We start from the raw sequence: 21049 nt of genomic DNA on the forward strand, positions 1-21049 counted from the left end.
TTATTTCTTGAACGGGAAGTTCAGCGCTGCTAGCAGCGCACGACCTTCCTCGTCGGTGTTGGCGGTAGTAGTGATAGTGACGTCCAGCCCCCGAACGCGATCGATTTTATCATACTCGATCTCCGGGAAGATGATCTGCTCACGCACACCCATAGAGTAATTGCCGCGACCGTCAAAGGACTTCGGGTTGAGACCACGGAAGTCACGCACGCGGGGAATTGCGATGTAAACCAAGCGGTCTAGGAAGTCCCACATACGCTCAGCGCGCAGCGTTACTTTAATACCGATCGGCCAACCTTCGCGCACCTTGAAGCCCGCGATGGACTTGCGTGCCTTGGTCACCAGCGGCTTTTGACCGGAGAGTTTCTCCATGTCGCCGATGGCATTGTCGATCAGTTTTTTATCGCTGACCGCTTCGCCGATACCCATGTTCAGAGTCACTTTCGTGATCCGGGGTACCTGCATTACGTTGGCGTAGCTGAACTGCTCTTTGAGCTGAGCTACAACCTCGTTTTGATAACGTTCTTTCAAGTTCGCCATTGTGCTACCCGACTCGCGTTAGGCGTCGATCTGCGTCTGCGTCGACTTGTAGATACGTACCTTGGTACCGTCTTCCTTAACTTGGAAGCCGACGCGATCCGCCTTACCGGTCTCCGAATTGAAGATCGCTACGTTGGACGCGTGAATCGGAGCCTCACGCTCGACGATACCGCCCTGATTACCCGCCATGGGATTCGGCTTGGTGTGACGCTTAATCATGTTCACACCGGACACCAAGAAACGGTTTTCTAATACCCGCTTAACGGTGCCACGCTTGCCTTTATCCTTCCCGGCGATGACGATGACTTCATCGTCACGTTTGATCTTTTGCATATCCGCCTCGCTCCTTACAGCACTTCAGGCGCTAGGGAAATGATCTTCATAAACTTCTCGTTACGAAGTTCACGAGTAACCGGCCCGAAGATACGCGTGCCGATCGGCTGTTCGTTGGTATTATTCAACAAAACTGCCGCATTTCCATCGAAACGGATCAGCGAACCGTCACTACGACGGACGCCACTACGGGTCCGAACGACAACCGCTTTCAGCACTTGGCCTTTTTTGACCTTACCGCGCGGAATCGCTTCTTTCACCGTTACTTTAATGACATCACCAACGCGGGCGTAGCGACGGTGTGAACCGCCTAGCACCTTGATGCATTGCACCCGGCGCGCTCCGCTGTTGTCGGCGACATCCAGCATTGTCTGAGTCTGAATCATCGGTTTTCTCCAAACCTAATCTGACTGCACTGGTTGGACAGACCTAGGGATTAACCCTTGGCCTGCTCGACCACCTCGACCAGCGTCCAGGCTTTCTTCTTGGAAAGCGGACGGCACTCCTGAATGGAAACCGTATCGCCTGCCTTAGCCTGGTTCGCCTCATCATGGGCGTGCAGCTTGGTGGAGCGCTTAACGTATTTTCCGTAGATCGGGTGACGCTCACGGCGCTCGATCATAACGACGATGGATTTATCCATCTTGTCGCTCACCACCTTGCCGGTGAGCGTACGTGCTTTCTTTTCTTCGGCCATCTCAATCACCTGCCTTCTCGTTGAGCATAGTCTTCACGCGGGCGATATCCCGACGGACCTGCTTGAGCAGATGAGTCTGGCTCAGTTGGCCAGTGGCCTTCTGCATGCGCAGGTTGAACTGCTCGCGGAGGAGCTCGAGGAGCTGCTCTTGGAGCTCTCCTGCGGACTTTTCACGAATTTCCTGGGCTTTCATCACATCACCGTCCGTTTTGCAAAGGTGGTGGACAGGGGCATCTTTTGGGCGGCCAGCTCAAATGCTTCACGGGCCAGCTCTTCGGATACACCTTCAATTTCATACAGGACCCGACCCGGTTGGATCTGGGCTACCCAGTACTCAACAGAACCTTTACCTTTACCCATACGAACTTCGAGCGGTTTTTTGGAAATCGGCTTATCAGGGAAGACGCGGATCCAAATCTTACCGCCACGCTTAACGTGACGTGTGATCGCACGACGGCCGGCTTCGATCTGGCGCGCAGTGATGCGGCCACGACCGGTTGCTTTGAGACCGTACTCCCCGAAGCTGATCTTGCTTCCGCGATGTGCTAAGCCACGGTTGCGGCCTTTCATCATCTTACGGAATTTCATACGCTTGGGCTGTAACATCGACTCGCTCTCCCCTTACCTGGAACCTTTCTTCTTGGGCGCGTTGCCGGCAGGCTGCTGTTGCTTAGCCTTGGCACGAACTTCCTCGATACCGCCGAGGATTTCACCCTTGAAGATCCACACTTTGACGCCGATAACGCCGTAGGTGGTGTGAGCTTCGTAAGTGGCGTAGTCGATATCCGCACGCAACGTGTGCAACGGAACGCGACCTTCGCGGTACCATTCGGTACGTGCGATTTCAGCACCACCCAGACGACCTGACAGCTGAATCTTGATGCCGCCAGCGCCAAGACGCATTGCGTTCTGTACCGCGCGCTTCATAGCACGACGGAACATCACGCGACGCTCAAGCTGGCCCGCTACGTTAGCAGCGACTAGCTTGGCATCCAGCTCCGGCTTGCGAACTTCTTCAATGTTCACATGAACCGGAACACCCATCATCTCGGCGAGATCACGACGCAGACGGTCGACATCTTCACCTTTCTTGCCAATCACGATACCCGGACGGGCAGTGTGAATGGTGATGCGGGCATTATTGGCCGGACGCTCGATGTGAATGCGGCTTACGGAGGCGTTTTTCAGACGCTCTTCCAGGAAGCTGCGCACTTCGAGATCGTTATTGAGCTTATCGGCATAGGCGCCGCGCTCGGCATACCAGACAGAAGCATGGTCTTTGACGATGCCCAGTCGAATGCCTGTTGGATTGACTTTCTGACCCATCTGGTCGACTCCTACTTCTCGGCTACCTTGACGGTGATGTGGCAGGTGCGCTTCAAGATACGATCCGCACGCCCTTTGGCACGCGGCTTGATACGCTTGAGCGTCATGCCCTCATCGACGCAGATGGTCGAGACACGCAGCTCGTCGATATCCATGCCGTTATTTTCTTCCGCGTTTGCAATGGCGGACTGCAGCACTTTTTTGACCAATTGAGCAGCCTTCTTCGGTGAGAAGGTCAGCAGGTCGAGTGCTTCGGCGACCGGTTTACCGCGCACCTGGTCAGCCACCAAACGGGCCTTCTGGGCGGATAAACGAGCGCCACGCAGCTTAGCTGTGACTTCCATCTCTCAATCCTCTCTGGCTTACCGTTTGGCTTTCTTGTCCGCCACATGCCCGCGATATGTACGGGTAGCAGCGAATTCGCCCAATTTGTGACCAACCATTTCCTCGGAAACATGCACCGGGACGTGTTGGCGACCATTATGGACCGCGATAGTGAGGCCTACCATGTTTGGCAGGATCATCGAACGACGCGACCAAGTCTTGATCGGTTTGCGATCGTTCTTCTCCACTGCAGCCTCTACCTTCTTCAAAAGATGAAGGTCAATGAAGGGACCTTTCTTTAGTGAACGTGGCACAGCCGTTACCTCTTAATGTCTTGGCAATTTAGATTAACGCGTCTTATTACGACGACGAATAATCAGCTTGTCGGTGCGCTTGTTCTTACGCGTCTTATAACCCTTAGTCGGCACACCCCATGGGGTAACCGGGTTACGACCACCACTGGTGCGGCCTTCACCACCACCGTGCGGGTGATCGACTGGGTTCATCGCGACACCGCGAACAGTCGGACGCACGCCTCTCCAGCGCTTCGCACCGGCCTTGCCAAGTTGACGCAGGCTGTGCTCAGAGTTGCTCACCTCACCCAAGGTCGCGCGGCACTCAGCCAACACTTTACGCATTTCACCAGAGCGAAGACGTAGTGTGGCGTAGTTACCTTCACGAGCAACCAGCTGGGCGCTTGTACCGGCACTGCGTGCAATCTGCGCGCCTTTACCCGGCTTCAGTTCGATACCGTGAACGGTAGAGCCAAGCGGGATGTTACGCAGCGGCAATGCATTGCCTTTTTTAATGGGCGCGTTAACACCAGATTCCAGCACGTCACCCGCGCTGACACCTTTCGGTGCGATGATGTAACGACGCTCGCCATCGGCGTACTTCAACAGTGCAATGTGCGCACTGCGGTTCGGATCGTGCTCCAGACGCTCAACAGTGGCAGGAACGCCATCTTTGGTGCGTTTGAAGTCGATCAACCGATAGTGATGACGGTGACCACCGCCCACGTGGCGGGTGGTGATGCGACCGTTATTATTACGGCCACCGGACTTGGACTGCTTTTCCAAAAGCGGTGCATAAGCACGGCCTTTGAACAGTTCCTCACCAACGATCTTAACGACGTGGCGACGACCGGCGGATGTGGGTTTGGTCTTGACGATTGCCATTATCCGTACTCCTGCCCTTATTCGGCGCCAGAGAAGTCTTCGAGCGTTTCACCCGCAGCCAGGGTCACATACGCTTTGCGGTAACCCTTACGCAGGCCAACGCCGTGAGCAGTACGCTTGGTTTTACCCTTGACGTTCAACACTTGAACGCCACCGACCTTCTTGCCGAAGAGTGCTTCAACGGCCTTCTTGATCTCGGGCTTGGTAGCATCAGATGCCACCTTGAAAACGTACTGGTTACGCTCTGCTGCCATCGCGGCCTTTTCGGTCACGTGCGGTCCAAGCAGAACCTTGAATACGCGTTCCTGGTTCATGCCAGCTTCTCCTCGAATTTACGCAGGGCGGAGACGGTAACCAGGACCTTATCAAAGGCTACCAGGCTTACCGGATCAGCTGCCGCGACATCCACCACGTCAACGTGGGGAAGGTTGCGTGCGGCCAAATAGAGCTTTTCGTCCATGTCTTCAGTGACGATCAACACTTTCTCAAGGTTGAGCTCTTTCAGCTTGGCAGCGACCTGCTTGGTCTTCGGCGCTTCTACGCTGAACTCTTCAACAGCGACTAAACGCTCTTGACGAATCAGTTCGGACAGGATGGAACGCATCGCCGCGCGGTACATTTTGCGGTTAACTTTCTGCGAGTGGTCCTGAGGACGCGCTGCGAAAGTGACACCGCCGCTGCGCCATAGCGGGGAGCGAATGGTACCGGCACGTGCACGACCGGTGCCCTTCTGACGCCATGGCTTTTTACCACCACCACGTACGTCGGAACGGTTCTTTTGAGCGCGAGTACCTTGACGACCACCGGCCAAATAGGCAGTGACAACCTGGTGAACCAGCGCTTCGTTGAATTCTTTGCCAAAAGTGGCGTCGGCTACTTCAACGGTACCCGTGCCTGCAGCAAGATTCAGATTCATTGGTAATTATCCCCTTCAGCCAGCTTTCACGGCGCTGCGAACGATAACATCGCTACCGGTCGCGCCCGGAACAGCACCTTTGATCAGCAGCAGGTTACGCTCGGCGTCGACACGGACGATCTCAAGGCTCTGTACGGTGCAGCGGGCGTTACCCATCTGACCGGCCATCTTTTTGCCTTTAAATACGCGACCCGGTGTCTGACACATGCCGATAGAACCCGGCGCGCGGTGCGACAAGGAATTACCATGCGTCATGTCTTGGGTACGGAAGTTCCAGCGCTTAACAGCACCCTGGAAGCCTTTACCCTTAGAGGTGCCGGTCACGTCGATCATTTGACCAGCTTCGAAGAGGGATACGGTGAGTTCGCCACCCACTTCAGGAGCTTCTTCGCCTTCTGCAAGACGAAATTCCATCAGTGAACGACCAGCCTCAACACCCGCCTTGGCAAACTGACCCGCTTGCGCTTTGGTGAGGTGCTTGGCTTTACGAGAACCTGTCGTCACCTGAACCGCTGCATAACCGTCAGACTCAAGGGTCTTAACGCGCGTTACACGGTTAGGATCAACTTCAATAACGGTCACGGGCACAGAAGCGCCGTCTTCGGTAAAGACACGGGTCATCCCGGCCTTTTTACCGACTAAACCGATAGTCATACTCAGTCTCCTATAGTGTACGGGGCTATCACCCGCTATGGCTGCCCTTTCCAGAGCATTCCACTAGCACATTGTGTGGCGCCTCACGGCGCGGCGGCTGCTGCTCACGAACATTGGTGAGCGCTGGGCCGCGAAGTGACTAGTGTAATTAGTCGAGCTTGATTTGCACGTCTACGCCAGCGGCGAGATCGAGCTTCATCAGCGCATCAACGGTTTTTTCAGTTGGCTCAACAATGTCGAGCACACGCTTGTGAGTACGAATCTCATACTGATCGCGCGCATCTTTATTCACGTGCGGTGAAATCAGGATGGTATAGCGCTCGCGGTTGGTCGGCAGCGGAATGGGACCACGAACCTGAGCACCAGTACGCTTAGCGGTTTCGACGATTTCCGCTGTGGACTGATCAATCAGGCGATGGTCGAACGCTTTCAACCGAATGCGAATCTTTTGGTTCTGCATTTGCCCTAAACTCCAATGGATGTCGACGGCGCGAGCCGTCTACCCACGCATTCAAAGGATGCGCATTATAGGCACGCCAAAAGCCCATGTCAAACATTTGCTATTGGTGCGCAGAAAAGGGGGCTCGTAAGAGCCCCCTTGATCAATCAATCAAGCAAGCTTACTTGATGATTTTTGCAACAACGCCAGCACCAACGGTACGACCACCTTCGCGAATAGCGAAGCGCAGACCGTCGTCCATAGCGATCGGAGCAATCAGGGTAACAACCATTTTCACGTTGTCGCCCGGCATAACCATTTCAACGCCTTCCGGCAGTTCACAAGTACCGGTTACGTCGGTGGTACGGAAGTAGAACTGAGGACGGTAGCCCTTGAAGAACGGCGTGTGACGACCACCTTCTTCTTTGGACAGTACGTAAACTTCTGCTTCAAACGTGGTGTGCGGGTTGATGGTGCCCGGCTTGGCCAGTACCTGACCACGCTCGACGTCATCACGCTTAGTACCACGCAGCAGGGCGCCAACGTTCTCACCTGCACGACCTTCGTCGAGCAGCTTACGGAACATTTCAACACCGGTAACGATGGTTTTAGTGGTGTCGCGGATACCCACGATTTCCACTTCTTCGCCTGCTTTAACGATACCGCGCTCTACACGACCGGTAACAACAGTACCGCGGCCAGAGATAGAGAACACGTCTTCGATCGGCATCAGGAACGGCTGGTCGATAGCGCGCTCCGGCTCAGGAATGTACTCATCCAGAGCCTTGATCAGGTTAGCTACCGCAGTAGTACCCATGCCGTTCTCATCTTCACCGTTCAGCGCCATCAGGGCAGAACCAGTGATGATCGGCGTGTCGTCACCCGGGAAGTCGTACTCGTCGAGAAGTTCACGGACTTCCATTTCGACCAGCTCAAGCAGCTCTTCGTCATCGACCATGTCCGCTTTGTTCAGGAACACAACGATGAACGGAACGCCAACCTGACGAGACAGCAGGATGTGCTCGCGGGTTTGCGGCATCGGGCCGTCAGCGGCAGAACATACCAGGATCGCGCCGTCCATCTGCGCAGCACCGGTAATCATGTTCTTGACGTAGTCAGCGTGTCCTGGGCAGTCGACGTGCGCGTAGTGGCGCTCTTCAGACTGATACTCAACGTGAGACGTTGCGATAGTGATACCGCGCTCACGCTCTTCAGGAGCGTTGTCAATGGTGTCGAACTCGCGCCAGTCACCGCCGAAAACTTCGGCAGATACGCGGGTCAGGGCCGCTGTCAGAGTCGTTTTACCGTGGTCGACGTGACCAATGGTGCCGACGTTGACGTGCGGTTTGGAACGTTCAAATTTTTCCTTAGCCACTGCTATAACCTCTTTACGTTAGCTAACGGTTAACCGTTTTGGTTGATGACGGCTTCTACGACGCTGGAGGGCGCCTCGTCGTACTTCGCGAACTCCATAGAGTAGCTCGCACGGCCCTGGGACTGAGAGCGCAGATCGGTTGCATAACCGAACATCTCACCCAGCGGCACCGTTGCGCGGATGACTTTACCAGAAGAGGAGTCATCCATGCCCTGCACCAGACCGCGACGACGGTTCAGGTCACCCATGACGTCACCCATAAACTCTTCGGGGGTCACGACCTCGACCTTCATCACCGGTTCCAGCAGCACGGCCTTGGCCTTCCTGGCACCTTCTTTAACCGCCATGGAAGAAGCAATCTTAAACGCAGTCTCGTTAGAGTCTACGTCATGGTAAGAGCCATCAAACAGCGTCACTTTCACGTCGATCATCGGGTAACCCGCGATAACCCCGTTCTTCAGCTGCTCGTAAGCCCCTTTTTCTACCGCCGGGATGTACTCTTTAGGGACAACACCGCCGACGATTTCATTGATGAACTTGAAGAAGATTTCATCATCACCTTCGCCCTTCTCTTCCGCGGTCAGCGGCTCGATACGCAGGTGTACATGACCGTATTGACCACGACCACCTGATTGGCGTACGAACTTACCTTCTTGCTCGACGCTGCCACGAATCGTTTCGCGATAGGCTACTTGCGGCTTACCGATATTGGCTTCGACCTTAAACTCGCGACGCATGCGGTCAACGATGATATCCAGGTGCAGCTCGCCCATACCAGAGATGATAGTCTGGCCGGTCTCCTCGTCGGTCTTAACCTGGAAGGAGGGATCTTCCTGAGCCAGCTTGCCCAGCGCAACGCCCATCTTCTCTTGGTCAGCCTTGGATTTCGGCTCTACGGCAACCGAGATTACCGGATCCGGGAACTCCATGCGCTCAAGAACGATCTTGTTGTCGATGTCACACAGGGTGTCACCTGTGGTCACATCTTTCAGACCGATACAGGCAGCGATGTCGCCCGCCAATACTTCTTTGATCTCTTCGCGTGAGTTGGCGTGCATCTGTACGATACGACCAACACGCTCTTTCTTCTGTTTAACGGAGTTATAAACGCCGTCACCAGACTTCAGAACGCCCGAGTAAACGCGGATGAACGTCAGGGTACCAACAAAGGGGTCGGTGGCAATTTTAAATGCCAGCGCCGCGAACGGTGCACTATCGTCTGCTTCACGCGTTGCAACCGTACCATCTTTGTCGTCCAACTCACCTTCGATTGCCTTAACTTCAGTCGGAGAAGGCATATACTCGATAACACCGTCTAACACTGCCTGGACACCTTTGTTCTTAAAGGCAGAACCACAGGTAACCAGGACAATCTCATTAGCCAGCGTACGCGCACGAAGACCCGCTTTGATTTCTTCAATGGTCAGCTCCCCACCTTCGAGGTACTTATCCATTAATTCATCAGAGCCTTCGGCGGCGGCTTCAACCATCTGCTCGCGATACTCTTCAGCCTTCTCCTGCAGCTCAGCTGGAATATCAACAAGCTGGTAGTTCATACCCAGACTTTCCTCGTCCCACAGGATAGCTTTCATCTGGATAAGATCGATAACGCCTTTGAAATCTTCTTCCGTGCCCCAGTTAATCTGGATAGGCACAGCATTAGCATTCAAGCGCTCTTTAAGCTGATCAACGACCATAAAGAAGTCTGCGCCGGTACGGTCCATCTTGTTGACGAACACCATGCGCGGAACTTCATACTTATTAGCCTGACGCCATACAGTTTCAGTTTGCGGCTGAACGCCTGACGAGCCGCACAGTACAACAACTGCGCCATCAAGAACACGCAGAGAACGCTCGACTTCGATAGTGAAGTCAACGTGCCCTGGGGTGTCGATGATATTGACACGGTGCTCAGGAAACTGCTTGTCCATGCCCTGCCAGAAACAGGTAGTCGCAGCAGAGGTAATGGTAATACCACGCTCCTGCTCCTGCTCCATCCAGTCCATGGTAGCTGCACCGTCATGCACCTCACCTACTTTGTGGGAAAGGCCGGTATAAAAAAGCACACGCTCTGTTGTCGTGGTTTTACCCGCGTCAACGTGAGCGACGATACCGATATTACGATAGCGATTTAGTGGAGTCTTGCGTGCCACGGTGAAACTCCCGTTAGTTGGCGATGCTCGTTAATCCAGCGGTGCGCTTCCTGCCCATGCCGCCGCTGCCATCGGCAACGATAGCAGCGGTGTGTTGCAGCCAGGCGATAAAACATGTTAACGCAGCGCAACCGGCAGAAAGAAACACAAACTTAGAGACGCCGAGCTTAGAAGCGATAGTGAGAGAAGGCCTTGTTGGCTTCTGCCATGCGGTGCACGTCTTCACGCTTCTTAACAGCAGAGCCTTTACCTTCAGCGGCATCCAGCATTTCACCCGCTAGGCGCTGAACCATCGTTTTTTCACCGCGACGACGCGCTGCGTCAACCAGCCAGCGCATTGCTAGCGCCTGGCGGCGTGACGGACGAACTTCAACCGGCACCTGATAGGTCGCACCACCTACGCGGCGCGACTTGACTTCGACCATCGGCTGGATAGTTTCCAGCGCCTTGTCGAAAATCTCCAGCGGCTCTTCATTACTACGCTCGGCAACCTTGTCCAACGCACCATAAACGATGCGCTCAGCTATGGACTTCTTGCCGCTGATCATCAGGTGGTTCATGAACTTCGCCAGACGCTCACTTCCGAACTTAGGATCCGGCAGGATTTCGCGTTTAGCTACAACTCTTCTTCTAGGCATGATAAGCCCTCAATTAAGGATCCTTCAGGTAAACCCGGAACTCTCGCACTTAAAGTGCTGCCCGACCTTACTCTTATCAGACCGTCATATTCGCATTAAAGGTAACAACGCATTTACATCATGCGCTACGGATCAAGACGCCTTAGGACTTAGGACGCTTGGTACCGTACTTAGAACGACCCTGCTTACGATTCTGAACGCCAGAGGTGTCAAGGGCGCCACGAACGGTGTGATAACGCACACCTGGCAAATCCTTTACACGACCGCCGCGAATCAGAACAACAGAGTGCTCCTGGAGGTTGTGACCTTCACCACCGATGTAAGAAGAGACTTCGAAACCGTTGGTAAGGCGCACACGGCAAACCTTACGCAGGGCCGAGTTCGGCTTCTTCGGGGTAGTAGTATAAACGCGCGTACAAACGCCACGCTTTTGCGGGCATGCCTGAAGCGCAGGCACGTCACTTTTAGTGACGGGGCGCTTGCGCGGCTTACGCACTAGCTGATTAATCGTTGCCATGGTGTTTAGCTGACTCCAATGGTTGCCTTAGCCTTTAACAAGTACTAGCAGCGGGTGCGGGCGCACCCGCCCCACTGTTAAAGGCTGCGCATTCTAAAGGCTGACCCTAGGTGCCGTCAAGTCTTGCTGGCGGATTCGCCAGTAAGACCGTGCCATTTGGGTCAGCCACTCGTTTTAACTCGTTGCCTACCGGTGATTACAGATCGTCGTCTGAATCAAGGGCCGTCAACTGAGCACCAAGCTCCTGCTCTACCTCGGTAGCCGAGGGGTTGAACAGACGCTCTACGTCTTCGCGTTTGCGACGACGCTCTGCGTGGTGAGTCAGGCCGGTACCTGCCGGAATCAGACGCCCAACCACCACGTTTTCTTTCAGGCCGCGCAGATAGTCGCGCTTGCCGGTCACCGCTGCCTCAGTCAGTACGCGTGTCGTTTCCTGGAACGACGCCGCCGAAATGAACGATTCAGTGGCCAAGCTGGCCTTAGTGATACCCAGCAGCAAGCGTTGATACTTGGCGGGGAATTTATCTTCTTTTTCAAGCCGTGCATTCTGCTCAAGCACACGCACTAACTCAGCTTGATCGCCGGTGATGAAGTCAGAGTCACCGGAATCCGTGATTTCTACCTTACGCAACATCTGACGCACGATAACTTCAATGTGCTTATCGTTGATGCCTACACCCTGTAGACGATAGACGTCTTGTACTTCGGCAGTGATGTATTTGGCCAGCTCCGCCACACCCAGCAGACGCAGGATATCGTGCGGGTTGCTTGGGCCATCGGAAATCACCTCACCCTTCTCAACCGCTTCCCCTTCGAAAACGGCAATTTGACGCCATTTCGGGATCAACGCTTCGAACGGATCGCCAGATTCCGGCGTAATCGTCAAACGGCGCTTGCCTTTGGTCTCTTTACCAAAGCTCACCACACCGCTGATTTCTGCCAAGATAGACGACTCTTTTGGCTTACGCGCCTCAAACAAGTCGGCAACACGCGGCAGACCACCGGTAATATCTTTATTAGCCGATGCCTCTACGGGAATACGCGCAACCACCTCACCCACGCCAATGGTCGCACCATCGTCGACAGAGATAATCGAGTTACCCGGCAGCAGGTACTGTACCGGCGTATTGGAACCGGACACAGAGACATACTCGCCCGCCGCGTCCTTGAGCATTACCATGGGACGCTTATCACGTCCCGCCATTGGGCGTGCTGCGGCTTCAATAACCTCGATAGATGAAAGGCCGGTCATCTCATCGACGGTGCGGTGCATGGTGACACCTTCGTCAAGATCAATGAACTGCGCTTTACCTTCCACCTCGGCAATAACCGGGTGAGTGTGCGGGTCCCATTTTGCCACTATCGCACCAGCATCAACGACGTCGCCGTCGCGCACGGAGAGCTCTGCACCGTAAGGCAGCTTGTAGTACTCACGCTCACGGCCGTGGTCATCGGCGACGGCCAAGGCGCTTGAACGAGACACCACCACCAGCTTGCCATCGGCACGCTCTACGTGCTTGATGTTGTGCAGACGTACTTTACCGCCGTGCTTCACCTGAACGCTATCAACCGCAGATGAACGCGATGCCGCGCCACCGATGTGGAACGTACGCATGGTCAGCTGGGTACCCGGCTCACCGATGGACTGGGCAGCGATAACGCCGACCGACTCACCGATATTCACCTGGTGGCCACGTGCTAGGTCGCGGCCGTAGCAGGAGGAACACACGCCATGGGCGGTTTCACAGGTAATGGTTGAGCGAACGATAATTTCGTCGACGCCCATGGTGTCCAGCTCGGCACACCATTTCTCATCCAGCAGCGTACCGCGCGGAATCAAAATGTCATCATTACGGGGATCCACAACATCAATGGCGACCACACGACCCAACACGCGCTGGGACAGCGGCACGATGATGTCACCACCCTCGATAATCGGATGCAGCGTTAAGCCTTTTTCGGTGCCACAGTCGGTCTCGGTGATGACCAAGTCCTGTGCCACGTCAACCAAACGACGAGTTAGGTAACCGGAGTTAGCCGTTTTAAGGGCCGTATCTGCCAGACCTTTACGCGCACCGTGGGTCGAGATGAAGTACTGGAGTACGTTTAGACCTTCACGGAAGTTAGCAACGATCGGCGTTTCGATGATCGAGCCATCCGGTTTAGCCATCAAACCACGCATACCCGCCAGCTGGCGAATCTGGGCAGCAGAGCCACGGGCACCAGAGTCGGCCATGATGAAGACGCTATTGAAGGAGTCTTGCTCAACTTCGTTGCCTTCACGATCGATAACCGTCTCTTTCGAGATACCGACCATCATCGCTTTAGCCACTTTATCGTTGGCCTTCGACCAGATATCGATAACCTTGTTGTATTTCTCACCTGCCGTTACCAGGCCAGAAGAGAACTGGTCTTCGATCTCTTTAACTTCTGCTTCTGCTGCGTCAACAATTTCGGTTTTGGCATCGGGGATAACGAAGTCGTTGACACCGATCGAGGCACCCGACCACGTTGCTAGGCGGAAACCGGTGTACATCAGCTGGTCAGCGAAGATGACGGTCGGCTTCAGGCCTGCACGACGATAAACCTCGTTGATCAGGCTGGAGATCGCCTTCTTCTTCATTGGCTGATCGATCAGCTCAAACGGCACGCCTTCCGGAAGGATGCGGAACAGTAGCGCACGGCCAACCGTCGTATCGTAAATACGGCGATGGAAGCTGCGCGCACCGGTTTCTTCTTCGATATCAATTTCGTCTAGACGCACTTTGACGCGAGCGTGCAGCGACACAGATTGCGTACCAAACGCGCGCTCTACCTCATTGAGGTCAGAGAACACCATGCCTTCGCCTTTAGCGTTGATCTTTTCGCGGGTCATGTAGTACAGACCCAAAACAACGTCTTGCGACGGCACGATGATCGGCTCACCGTTGGCAGGCGACAGCACGTTGTTGGTCGCCATCATTAGCGCACGGGCTTCAAGCTGTGCTTCCAGCGTCAGCGGCACGTGTACCGCCATCTGGTCGCCGTCAAAGTCGGCGTTGTAGGCCGCACAAACCAGCGGGTGCAGCTGAATCGCTTTACCTTCGATCAACAGCGGCTCAAACGCCTGGATGCCCAAACGGTGCAGCGTCGGTGCACGGTTAAGAAGTACCGGGTGTTCGCGGATAACGTCCGCCAGGATGTCCCACACTTCCGGCAGTTCGCGCTCAACCATCTTCTTCGCGGCTTTGATCGTGGACGCATGGCCCAGCGACTGCAGCTTGGAGTAGATGAACGGCTTGAACAGTTCAAGCGCCATTTTCTTCGGCAGACCACACTGGTGCAGGCGCAGAGTCGGACCAACGGTAATCACCGAACGGCCTGAGTAGTCTACGCGCTTACCCAACAGGTTCTGACGGAAACGACCCTGCTTACCTTTAATCATATCGGCAAGCGATTTCAGCGGGCGCTTGTTAGAGCCGGTAATAGCACGGCCACGGCGGCCGTTATCCAGCAGCGCATCGACCGCCTCCTGCAGCATACGCTTCTCGTTGCGCACGATGATATCCGGCGCATTGAGGTCCAGCAGACGCTTCAGACGGTTGTTACGGTTGATCACACGACGGTAAAGGTCGTTCAGGTCAGAGGTCGCGAAACGGCCACCGTCTAGCGGTACCAGCGGACGAAGATCCGGCGGCAGCACGGGCAGCACTTCCATGACCATCCACGCCGGCGCATTGCCGGAGTGGTAGAACGCTTCCAGCAGCTTCAGGCGCTTAGAAAGCTTCTTGATCTTGGTTTCAGAGTTGGTCTGCGGAATTTCTTCACGCAGGTGGTTAATCTCTTCTTCCAGATCAATGTCTTTCAGCAGTTCTTGAACGGCTTCAGCACCCATACGGGCGTCGAAGTCATCGCCGAACTCTTCCAGTGCTTCGAAGTACTGCTCGTCGTTCAACAGCTGACCACGCTCCAGCGTGGTCATGCCTGGGTCGATAACCACAAAGCTTTCGAAGTAGAGCACGCGCTCGATATCACGCAGGGTCATATCGAGGAACATACCGATACGCGACGGCAGCGATTTCAAAAACCAAATGTGAGCGACGGGCGATGCCAGCTCAATATGGCCCATGCGCTCGCGGCGCACAGCGGCCTTGGTGACTTCAACGCCACACTTCTCACAGATGATACCCCGGTGCTTCATGCGCTTATATTTGCCGCATAAGCACTCGTAGTCTTTAACCGGGCCAAAAATCTTGGCGCAGAACAGACCATCCCGTTCCGGCTTAAAGGTACGGTAGTTGATGGTCTCGGGCTTCTTCACCTCGCCAAATGACCAGGAGCGAATCATGTCCGGCGACGCCAGGGTAATCTTGATCGCGTCAAACTCTTCGGACTGAGATTGCGATTTGAGTACTTTCACCAAATCTTTCATGGAACGGCTCCTAGCTCTCTAACTCGATATCGATGCCCAGCGAGCGGATTTCCTTCACGAGTACGTTGAAGGATTCCGGCATGCCTGCCTGCATGGTGTGGTCGCCATCCACGATGTTTTTATACATCTTGGTGCGGCCTTCAACGTCATCCGATTTGACAGTGAGCATCTCTTGCAGCGTATAGGCTGCACCGTAGGCTTCTAGCGCCCACACTTCCATCTCACCGAAGCGCTGACCACCGAACTGCGCCTTACCACCCAAGGGCTGCTGAGTTACCAGCGAGTAAGAGCCGGTAGAACGCGCGTGCATCTTATCGTCTACCAAGTGGTTGAGCTTCAGCATGTACATGTAGCCAACGGTGACGGGGCGGTCAAACGCATCGCCCGTACGGCCATCATACAGTGCCATTTGGCCCGACTCGGGAATGTCCGCAAGCTTCAGCAAGTGTTTGATTTCGTGCTCTTTAGCACCGTCAAACACAGGCGTGGCCATCGGCACACCACCCTTGAGGTTTTTCGCCAGCGCAATGACTTCATCATCGCTAAGCGAATCAATATCCTCAACACGGCTACCCGGCGTATTGTAAATCTGGCCCAGGAAGTCACGGATCTCAGCCACCTGCTGGCCGCGCGCATCGCGCAGCATCGCTTCAATCTTCATGCCTAAACCACGTGCCGCCATGCCCAGGTGGGTTTCCAGGATCTGACCGACGTTCATACGCGATGGTACGCCCAGCGGGTTTAGCACCACATCAACCGGCTCGCCCTTCTCATCAAACGGCATGTCTTCGATAGGCATAATCGCGGAGATAACACCTTTGTTACCGTGACGACCGGCCATCTTGTCACCGGGCTGAATGCGACGCTTCACCGCCATGTAGACTTTGACGATTTTCAGCACGCCCGGCGCGAGATCGTCGCCCTGGGTTAGCTTGCGCTTCTTATCTTCAAAGCGCTCGTCCATCTCTTTACGACGGTTCTCGAGCTGCTCATCGGCCTGGGCCAGCAGTTCGTTGTAGGCTTCATCCTGCATGCGCAGTTTGAACCACTGCTGACGCGGCAGCTCGTCGAGGTAATCCTCGTCCAGCAGGTCGCCTTTCTTAAGGTTCGGGCCGCCGTTGACTGTCTGGCCTTCCAGCGTACGCTTGAGGCGCTCAAAGGTAGCGTCTTCTGCAATACGATACGTTTCTTGCAGATCCTTACGCACCTCATCCAGCTGCATCTGCTCGATGGCCAAAGCACGGGAGTCTTTCTCAACGCCGTCACGAGTAAACACCTGAACGTCGATAACCGTACCTTTCATGCCCGTCGGGGCACGCAGGGAAGTATCTTTAACGTCAGACGCTTTCTCACCGAAGATGGCACGCAGCAGCTTCTCTTCTGGTGTCAGCTGGGTTTCGCCTTTGGGCGTTACCTTACCCACCAGAATGTCGCCGGGGCCTACTTCAGCACCGATGTAAACAACGCCCGCCTCGTCCAATTTACCCAGCGCGGATTCACCGACGTTGGGAATATCAGACGTAATCTCTTCCGGGCCTAGCTTGGTGTCGCGAGACACACAGGTCAGTTCCTGAATGTGAATCGTGGTGAAACGGTCTTCTTGAACAACCCGCTCTGACAGCAGGATGGAGTCCTCGAAGTTGTAGCCGTTCCAGGGCATGAACGCGATGCGCATGTTCTGGCCAAGGGCCAAGTCACCCATATCAACAGACGGACCATCGGCAAGAATATCGCCGCGGGCTACGTTGTCACCAGGGCGCACGATGGGGCGCTGGTTCATACAGGTGTTCTGGTTAGAGCGGGTGTATTTGGTCAGGTTGTAGATATCAACACCGGCTTCACCGCCGATGATTTCATCTTCATGAACCCGAACAACGACACGACGCGCATCAACGGAGTCGATTACACCGCCGCGCGTCGCGACGGCACAAACGCCGGAGTCGCGGGCAACGAAGCGCTCCATACCGGTACCCACTAGCGGCTTATCAGCACGCAAGGTGGGAACCGCCTGACGCTGCATGTTCGCACCCATCAAGGCGCGGTTAGCATCATCGTGCTCTAGGAACGGAATCAACGCGGCCGCTACCGAGACTACCTGACGTGGCGACACGTCCATTAGCGTCACTTGCTCAGGACGCATAAAGGTCGTTTCACCACGGTGGCGTACCTGCACCAAGTCATCGCTTAGCTTGTTAGACTCATCGACCGCAGCAGATGCCTGGGCGATAACAAAGTCGCCCTCTTCGATCGCTGACAGGTGCACGATATCGTCTGTCACCTGGCCCGCATTCACCTTACGGTAAGGCGTTTCTAGGAAGCCGTAGCTGTTGGTGTGACTGTACGTTGCCAGTGAGTTGATCAGACCGATGTTCGGACCTTCCGGCGTTTCGATCGGGCACAGACGGCCATAGTGCGTGGCGTGTACGTCACGTACTTCGAAGCCAGCACGCTCACGGGTCAAACCACCCGGGCCGAGTGCAGAAACACGACGCTTGTGGGTCACCTCGGAAAGCGGGTTGTTCTGATCCATAAACTGTGAAAGCTGGCTGGAACCGAAGAACTCTTTCACCGCCGCCGCAACCGGCTTGGCGTTGATTAAGTCTTGGGGCATCAGGCCTTCGCTTTCCGCCATGGAAAGACGCTCTTTCACTGCGCGCTCAACGCGCACCAAACCAACGCGGAACTGGTTTTCCGCCATTTCGCCTACGCAGCGAATACGACGGTTACCCAGGTGATCGATATCGTCCACGTCGCCGAAGCCGTTACGAATATTGATCAGCTCGCGCAGCACATCCAGAATGTCTTTGCGATCCAGAACGCCAGAGCCTGTGTCGGTGTCCCGACGCAGACGACGGTTGAACTTCATCCGGCCAACGCCCGATAAGTCGTAGCGATCTTCACTGAAGAATAAATTGTTGAACAGCGTCTCAGCAGCCTCTTTAGTAGGCGGCTCACCAGGACGCATCATGCGGTAAATTTCCACCAAGGCTTCAAGCGCGGAGTTTGTTGCATCCAGCTTTAGCGTATCGGAAATAAACGAACCGCAGTCCAGATCATTGGTATAGAGCGTTTCGATATCAGTGATACCGCCCTGCGCCATACGCTCAAGGACTTCCGGAGTGATCTCGGTGTTACACGGGCAGATCAATTCGCCGGTTTTGGTGTCAATCTGATCTTTTGCCAGCGTTTTACCGAACAGGTACTCCATCGGCACTTCCAGACGCTCAAGGCCAGCTTTTTCAAGCTGACGAATATGCTTCTGGGTAATCCGACGCCCCTCTTCAACAATAACTTCGCCTTCGCCATCTTTGATGTCAAAGGTCGCGGTTTCACCGCGCAGGCGTGAAGGTACCAGCTCTACAAAGAAGCCAGTTTTCTCGATATGGAAGACGCTGGTTTCAAAGAACTCGCTAAGGATCTCTTCGGTGCTCATTCCCAACGCACGCATCAGTACCGAGGCCGGCAGTTTGCGGCGACGGTCAATACGTACAAAGACGTTGTCTTTGGGGTCGAACTCGAAGTCTAACCAGGAGCCACGGTAAGGAATAACCCGTGCAGAATAGAGCAACTTACCAGAGGAGTGGCTCTTGCCTTTGTCATGATCGAAGAACACACCGGGCGAACGGTGGAGCTGGGAAACGATAACCCGCTCAGTACCATTGATAACAAAGGTACCGTTCTCGGTCATCAGGGGGATTTCCCCCATGTAGACTTCCTGCTCTTTAATATCCTTGATTGCCTTGTTCGAGGAGTCGCGATCATAAATGATCAAGCGAACCTTGACGCGCAGCGGAGCGGAATAGGTCACGCCACGCAGCTGACACTCCTTCACATCGAACGCCGGCGTACCAAAACGGTAGCTGACATATTCCAGCGCCGCATTACCGGAGAAACTTTCAATCGGGAACACGGACTTAAACGCCGCGTGCAGGCCGATTTCGTGACGCTCGTCAGGCGAACGATCCTGCTGGAGAAAGTCGTAGTAGGAATCAAGCTGGATGGCCAGCAAGTAAGGCACATCCATCACTTGGGGCAGTTTGCCGAAATCCTTGCGGATGCGTTTTTTCTCAGTATATGAGTAAGCCATCTGTATTCCCCAGCTTGTTCACCATGGGTGACCGATGCGTGGTCATCTGCCCCGCGGGCGTTTCAGACGCAGACAGCAAGCTCCTAAATCGGTAGCTCGCCGTCAAAAATCTTGATAGATAACAGTGTTACAGTAGTGCTGTTCACGCTTCGCTATCGCTTACGCTTACCATCACTCGCGCTTCACAACTTACGCTTCACAACAACGGTCTTACTGTGTTCGCTGCTATTTCGCAGCGTTTCTGTTAGTGCTGCACTGCGCGAGCAGTACATTACAACAGAAAAAGGCCGACAGCGGGATATCCCGCCGCCAGCCGTGGAAGCTTACGCAGCGCGTAAAGCCGTCCGCACAAGAATTACTTGAGCTCGACGCTTGCGCCCGCTTCTTCCAGCTTAGTCTTAGCTGCTTCAGCGTCTTCTTTAGACATTGCTTCTTTGATGGTCGCTGGCGCGCCGTCAACGGCACCCTTGGCTTCTTTCAGGCCAAGACCGGTGATTTCGCGAACCGCTTTGATGACGTTAACTTTCTTGTCACCAGCAGAGGTCAGAACCAGGTCAAACTCAGTCTGCTCTTCAGCAGCTGCTTCGCCGCCGCCAGCCGGGCCAGCCATAACGGCTGCCGCTGCAGAAACGCCGAATTTCTCTTCCATCGCTTCGATCAGCTCGACAACTTCCATTACGGACATGTCGGCTACAGCATTGATGATATCGTCTTTGGTCAGTGCCATTGTTTCATTCCTAACTTTGCGGGAGGCTCGGTCTACCGAGCGCTCGGGGTTCATTGCTTGATTCGAGCAACATTATGCTGCCGACAAAAAGATCTGCTTATGCAGCTTCTTCTTGTTTCTGGTCGCGCAGGGCGGCCAGAGTACGAACCAGCTTGCCAGCGGAAGCTTCTTTCATTACCGACATCAACTTAGCAATTGCTTCGTCGTAAGTCGGCAGGGTTGCCAGACGGTCGATGTCAGCAGCCGGAATCAGCTCACCTTCGTAGGCCAACGCCTTCACTTCGAAGTTCTGATCTTGCTTTGCGAACTCTTTGAACAGACGGGCAGCAGCGCCCGGATGCTCAGTAGAGAAAGCCAGCAGAGTAGGACCAACAAAGCTCTCGTTCAGACACTCCCACTGAGTACCTTCGAGGGCGCGGCGTGCCAGCGTGTTACGAACAACACGAATCTGGACGCCATTCTCACGCGCTTGCTTACGCAGATCGGTCATTTTACCGACCGTTACGCCGCGAGAATCGGCAACTACGACGGAGAGTGCGCCTTTGGCCGACTCACTGACCTCGGCAACAATCGCTTTCTTGCCTTCAAGTGCTAGTGGCACAGTGATCACTCCTTCGTGCCGGAACCCACAACAGGCTCCGGTGGTTACCATCTCTTCCAGGCTACTAGTTGCTTAGCTTGGAAGCCTTAGGGGATGGTGCACACCAGAAAGCGGTTAGCTAAAAAGCGTTAAC

Annotated in this window: 22 protein-coding genes; all 22 read right to left on the reverse strand. The window is 54.7% G+C overall.

What is annotated here, in order from left to right; genetic code table 11:
• Window positions 1–540: a 50S ribosomal protein L5 gene (rplE, locus tag LOS15_RS12995; protein WP_009099005.1), complete on the reverse strand. Its 540-nt coding sequence runs from the start codon at window positions 538–540 to the stop codon at window positions 1–3.
• An 18-nt stretch (window positions 541–558) separates the two neighbouring features.
• Window positions 559–873, reverse strand: a complete 315-nt coding sequence (gene rplX, locus LOS15_RS13000; RefSeq protein WP_007111996.1) for a 50S ribosomal protein L24 — start codon at window positions 871–873, stop codon at window positions 559–561.
• A gap of 14 nt (window positions 874–887) precedes the next feature.
• Window positions 888–1259, reverse strand: coding sequence for a 50S ribosomal protein L14 (gene rplN, locus LOS15_RS13005; RefSeq protein WP_009723896.1), 372 nt, complete (start codon window positions 1257–1259; stop codon window positions 888–890).
• A gap of 50 nt (window positions 1260–1309) precedes the next feature.
• On the reverse strand, window positions 1310–1570 hold the full coding sequence (gene rpsQ / locus LOS15_RS13010) for a 30S ribosomal protein S17 (protein WP_009099001.1): 261 nt from the start codon (window positions 1568–1570) through the stop codon (window positions 1310–1312).
• Window position 1571: 1 nt separating this feature from the next.
• Window positions 1572–1763: a 50S ribosomal protein L29 gene (rpmC, locus tag LOS15_RS13015; protein WP_096276518.1), complete on the reverse strand. Its 192-nt coding sequence runs from the start codon at window positions 1761–1763 to the stop codon at window positions 1572–1574.
• Window positions 1763–2176: a 50S ribosomal protein L16 gene (gene rplP / locus LOS15_RS13020; RefSeq protein ID WP_007112000.1), complete on the reverse strand. Its 414-nt coding sequence runs from the start codon at window positions 2174–2176 to the stop codon at window positions 1763–1765. The genes rpmC and rplP overlap by 1 nt, the downstream gene beginning before the upstream one ends.
• A gap of 15 nt (window positions 2177–2191) precedes the next feature.
• Entirely contained in the window at window positions 2192–2896 is a 705-nt protein-coding gene (rpsC, locus tag LOS15_RS13025; RefSeq protein ID WP_263066376.1) for a 30S ribosomal protein S3, read from the reverse strand.
• 11 nt (window positions 2897–2907) lie between these two features.
• Complete coding sequence (rplV, locus tag LOS15_RS13030) at window positions 2908–3240, reverse strand: 50S ribosomal protein L22 (protein WP_009098995.1); 333 nt, start codon at window positions 3238–3240, stop codon at window positions 2908–2910.
• 18 nt (window positions 3241–3258) lie between these two features.
• Entirely contained in the window at window positions 3259–3534 is a 276-nt protein-coding gene (gene rpsS, locus LOS15_RS13035) for a 30S ribosomal protein S19 (RefSeq protein WP_027337511.1), read from the reverse strand.
• A gap of 33 nt (window positions 3535–3567) precedes the next feature.
• The gene (gene rplB, locus LOS15_RS13040; protein WP_263066377.1) at window positions 3568–4398 is read right to left on the reverse strand and encodes a 50S ribosomal protein L2; all 831 of its coding nucleotides are present in this window, start codon (window positions 4396–4398) and stop codon (window positions 3568–3570) included.
• A 17-nt stretch (window positions 4399–4415) separates the two neighbouring features.
• Entirely contained in the window at window positions 4416–4712 is a 297-nt protein-coding gene (gene rplW, locus LOS15_RS13045; RefSeq protein WP_009098989.1) for a 50S ribosomal protein L23, read from the reverse strand.
• On the reverse strand, window positions 4709–5314 hold the full coding sequence (gene rplD, locus LOS15_RS13050; protein ID WP_263066378.1) for a 50S ribosomal protein L4: 606 nt from the start codon (window positions 5312–5314) through the stop codon (window positions 4709–4711). The genes rplW and rplD overlap by 4 nt, the downstream gene beginning before the upstream one ends.
• Window positions 5315–5329: 15 nt before the next feature.
• Window positions 5330–5968, reverse strand: coding sequence for a 50S ribosomal protein L3 (gene rplC, locus LOS15_RS13055; protein WP_263066379.1), 639 nt, complete (start codon window positions 5966–5968; stop codon window positions 5330–5332).
• A gap of 148 nt (window positions 5969–6116) precedes the next feature.
• Window positions 6117–6428 carry a 30S ribosomal protein S10 gene (rpsJ, locus tag LOS15_RS13060; protein WP_009098983.1) on the reverse strand — a complete coding sequence of 104 codons (312 nt, stop codon included), beginning with the start codon at window positions 6426–6428 and terminating at the stop codon, window positions 6117–6119.
• Between the two features lie 160 nt (window positions 6429–6588).
• Complete coding sequence (tuf, locus tag LOS15_RS13065; protein WP_263066380.1) at window positions 6589–7782, reverse strand: elongation factor Tu; 1194 nt, start codon at window positions 7780–7782, stop codon at window positions 6589–6591.
• A 29-nt stretch (window positions 7783–7811) separates the two neighbouring features.
• Complete coding sequence (gene fusA / locus LOS15_RS13070) at window positions 7812–9935, reverse strand: elongation factor G (protein ID WP_263066381.1); 2124 nt, start codon at window positions 9933–9935, stop codon at window positions 7812–7814.
• A gap of 167 nt (window positions 9936–10102) precedes the next feature.
• Window positions 10103–10573 carry a 30S ribosomal protein S7 gene (rpsG, locus tag LOS15_RS13075; protein ID WP_263066382.1) on the reverse strand — a complete coding sequence of 157 codons (471 nt, stop codon included), beginning with the start codon at window positions 10571–10573 and terminating at the stop codon, window positions 10103–10105.
• A gap of 142 nt (window positions 10574–10715) precedes the next feature.
• A complete protein-coding gene (gene rpsL / locus LOS15_RS13080) occupies window positions 10716–11090 on the reverse strand; it encodes a 30S ribosomal protein S12 (protein ID WP_009098973.1) in 375 nt (124 codons plus the stop codon).
• Window positions 11091–11286: 196 nt separating this feature from the next.
• Window positions 11287–15501 carry a DNA-directed RNA polymerase subunit beta' gene (rpoC, locus tag LOS15_RS13085; RefSeq protein WP_263066383.1) on the reverse strand — a complete coding sequence of 1405 codons (4215 nt, stop codon included), beginning with the start codon at window positions 15499–15501 and terminating at the stop codon, window positions 11287–11289.
• 10 nt (window positions 15502–15511) lie between these two features.
• Entirely contained in the window at window positions 15512–19588 is a 4077-nt protein-coding gene (gene rpoB / locus LOS15_RS13090; RefSeq protein WP_263066384.1) for a DNA-directed RNA polymerase subunit beta, read from the reverse strand.
• 355 nt (window positions 19589–19943) lie between these two features.
• Window positions 19944–20315 (reverse strand): 50S ribosomal protein L7/L12, encoded by a 372-nt coding sequence (gene rplL, locus LOS15_RS13095; RefSeq protein WP_038480362.1) that lies wholly within the window; start codon window positions 20313–20315, stop codon window positions 19944–19946.
• A 97-nt stretch (window positions 20316–20412) separates the two neighbouring features.
• Window positions 20413–20916, reverse strand: coding sequence for a 50S ribosomal protein L10 (gene rplJ / locus LOS15_RS13100; RefSeq protein WP_263066385.1), 504 nt, complete (start codon window positions 20914–20916; stop codon window positions 20413–20415).
• Between the last annotated feature and the right edge of the window lie 133 nt (window positions 20917–21049).

The organism is Halomonas sp. 7T (assembly GCF_025643255.1).
Taxonomy (GTDB): Bacteria; Pseudomonadota; Gammaproteobacteria; order Pseudomonadales; family Halomonadaceae; genus Vreelandella.

What these genes read in the sequence shown, in the direction of transcription:
- rplE (WP_009099005.1), bottom strand. Translation starts at nt 540, where the DNA reads ATGGCGAACTTGAAAGAACGTTATCAAAACGAGGTTGTAGCTCAGCTC.
- rplX (WP_007111996.1), bottom strand. Translation starts at nt 873, where the DNA reads ATGCAAAAGATCAAACGTGACGATGAAGTCATCGTCATCGCCGGGAAG.
- rplN (WP_009723896.1), bottom strand. Translation starts at nt 1,259, where the DNA reads ATGATTCAGACTCAGACAATGCTGGATGTCGCCGACAACAGCGGAGCG.
- rpsQ (WP_009099001.1), bottom strand. Translation starts at nt 1,570, where the DNA reads ATGGCCGAAGAAAAGAAAGCACGTACGCTCACCGGCAAGGTGGTGAGC.
- rpmC (WP_096276518.1), bottom strand. Translation starts at nt 1,763, where the DNA reads ATGAAAGCCCAGGAAATTCGTGAAAAGTCCGCAGGAGAGCTCCAAGAG.
- rplP (WP_007112000.1), bottom strand. Translation starts at nt 2,176, where the DNA reads ATGTTACAGCCCAAGCGTATGAAATTCCGTAAGATGATGAAAGGCCGC.
- rpsC (WP_263066376.1), bottom strand. Translation starts at nt 2,896, where the DNA reads ATGGGTCAGAAAGTCAATCCAACAGGCATTCGACTGGGCATCGTCAAA.
- rplV (WP_009098995.1), bottom strand. Translation starts at nt 3,240, where the DNA reads ATGGAAGTCACAGCTAAGCTGCGTGGCGCTCGTTTATCCGCCCAGAAG.
- rplB (WP_263066377.1), bottom strand. Translation starts at nt 4,398, where the DNA reads ATGGCAATCGTCAAGACCAAACCCACATCCGCCGGTCGTCGCCACGTC.
- rplW (WP_009098989.1), bottom strand. Translation starts at nt 4,712, where the DNA reads ATGAACCAGGAACGCGTATTCAAGGTTCTGCTTGGACCGCACGTGACC.
- rplD (WP_263066378.1), bottom strand. Translation starts at nt 5,314, where the DNA reads ATGAATCTGAATCTTGCTGCAGGCACGGGTACCGTTGAAGTAGCCGAC.
- rplC (WP_263066379.1), bottom strand. Translation starts at nt 5,968, where the DNA reads ATGACTATCGGTTTAGTCGGTAAAAAGGCCGGGATGACCCGTGTCTTT.
- rpsJ (WP_009098983.1), bottom strand. Translation starts at nt 6,428, where the DNA reads ATGCAGAACCAAAAGATTCGCATTCGGTTGAAAGCGTTCGACCATCGC.
- rpsG (WP_263066382.1), bottom strand. Translation starts at nt 10,573, where the DNA reads ATGCCTAGAAGAAGAGTTGTAGCTAAACGCGAAATCCTGCCGGATCCT.
- rpsL (WP_009098973.1), bottom strand. Translation starts at nt 11,090, where the DNA reads ATGGCAACGATTAATCAGCTAGTGCGTAAGCCGCGCAAGCGCCCCGTC.
- rpoC (WP_263066383.1), bottom strand. Translation starts at nt 15,501, where the DNA reads ATGAAAGATTTGGTGAAAGTACTCAAATCGCAATCTCAGTCCGAAGAG.
- rpoB (WP_263066384.1), bottom strand. Translation starts at nt 19,588, where the DNA reads ATGGCTTACTCATATACTGAGAAAAAACGCATCCGCAAGGATTTCGGC.
- rplL (WP_038480362.1), bottom strand. Translation starts at nt 20,315, where the DNA reads ATGGCACTGACCAAAGACGATATCATCAATGCTGTAGCCGACATGTCC.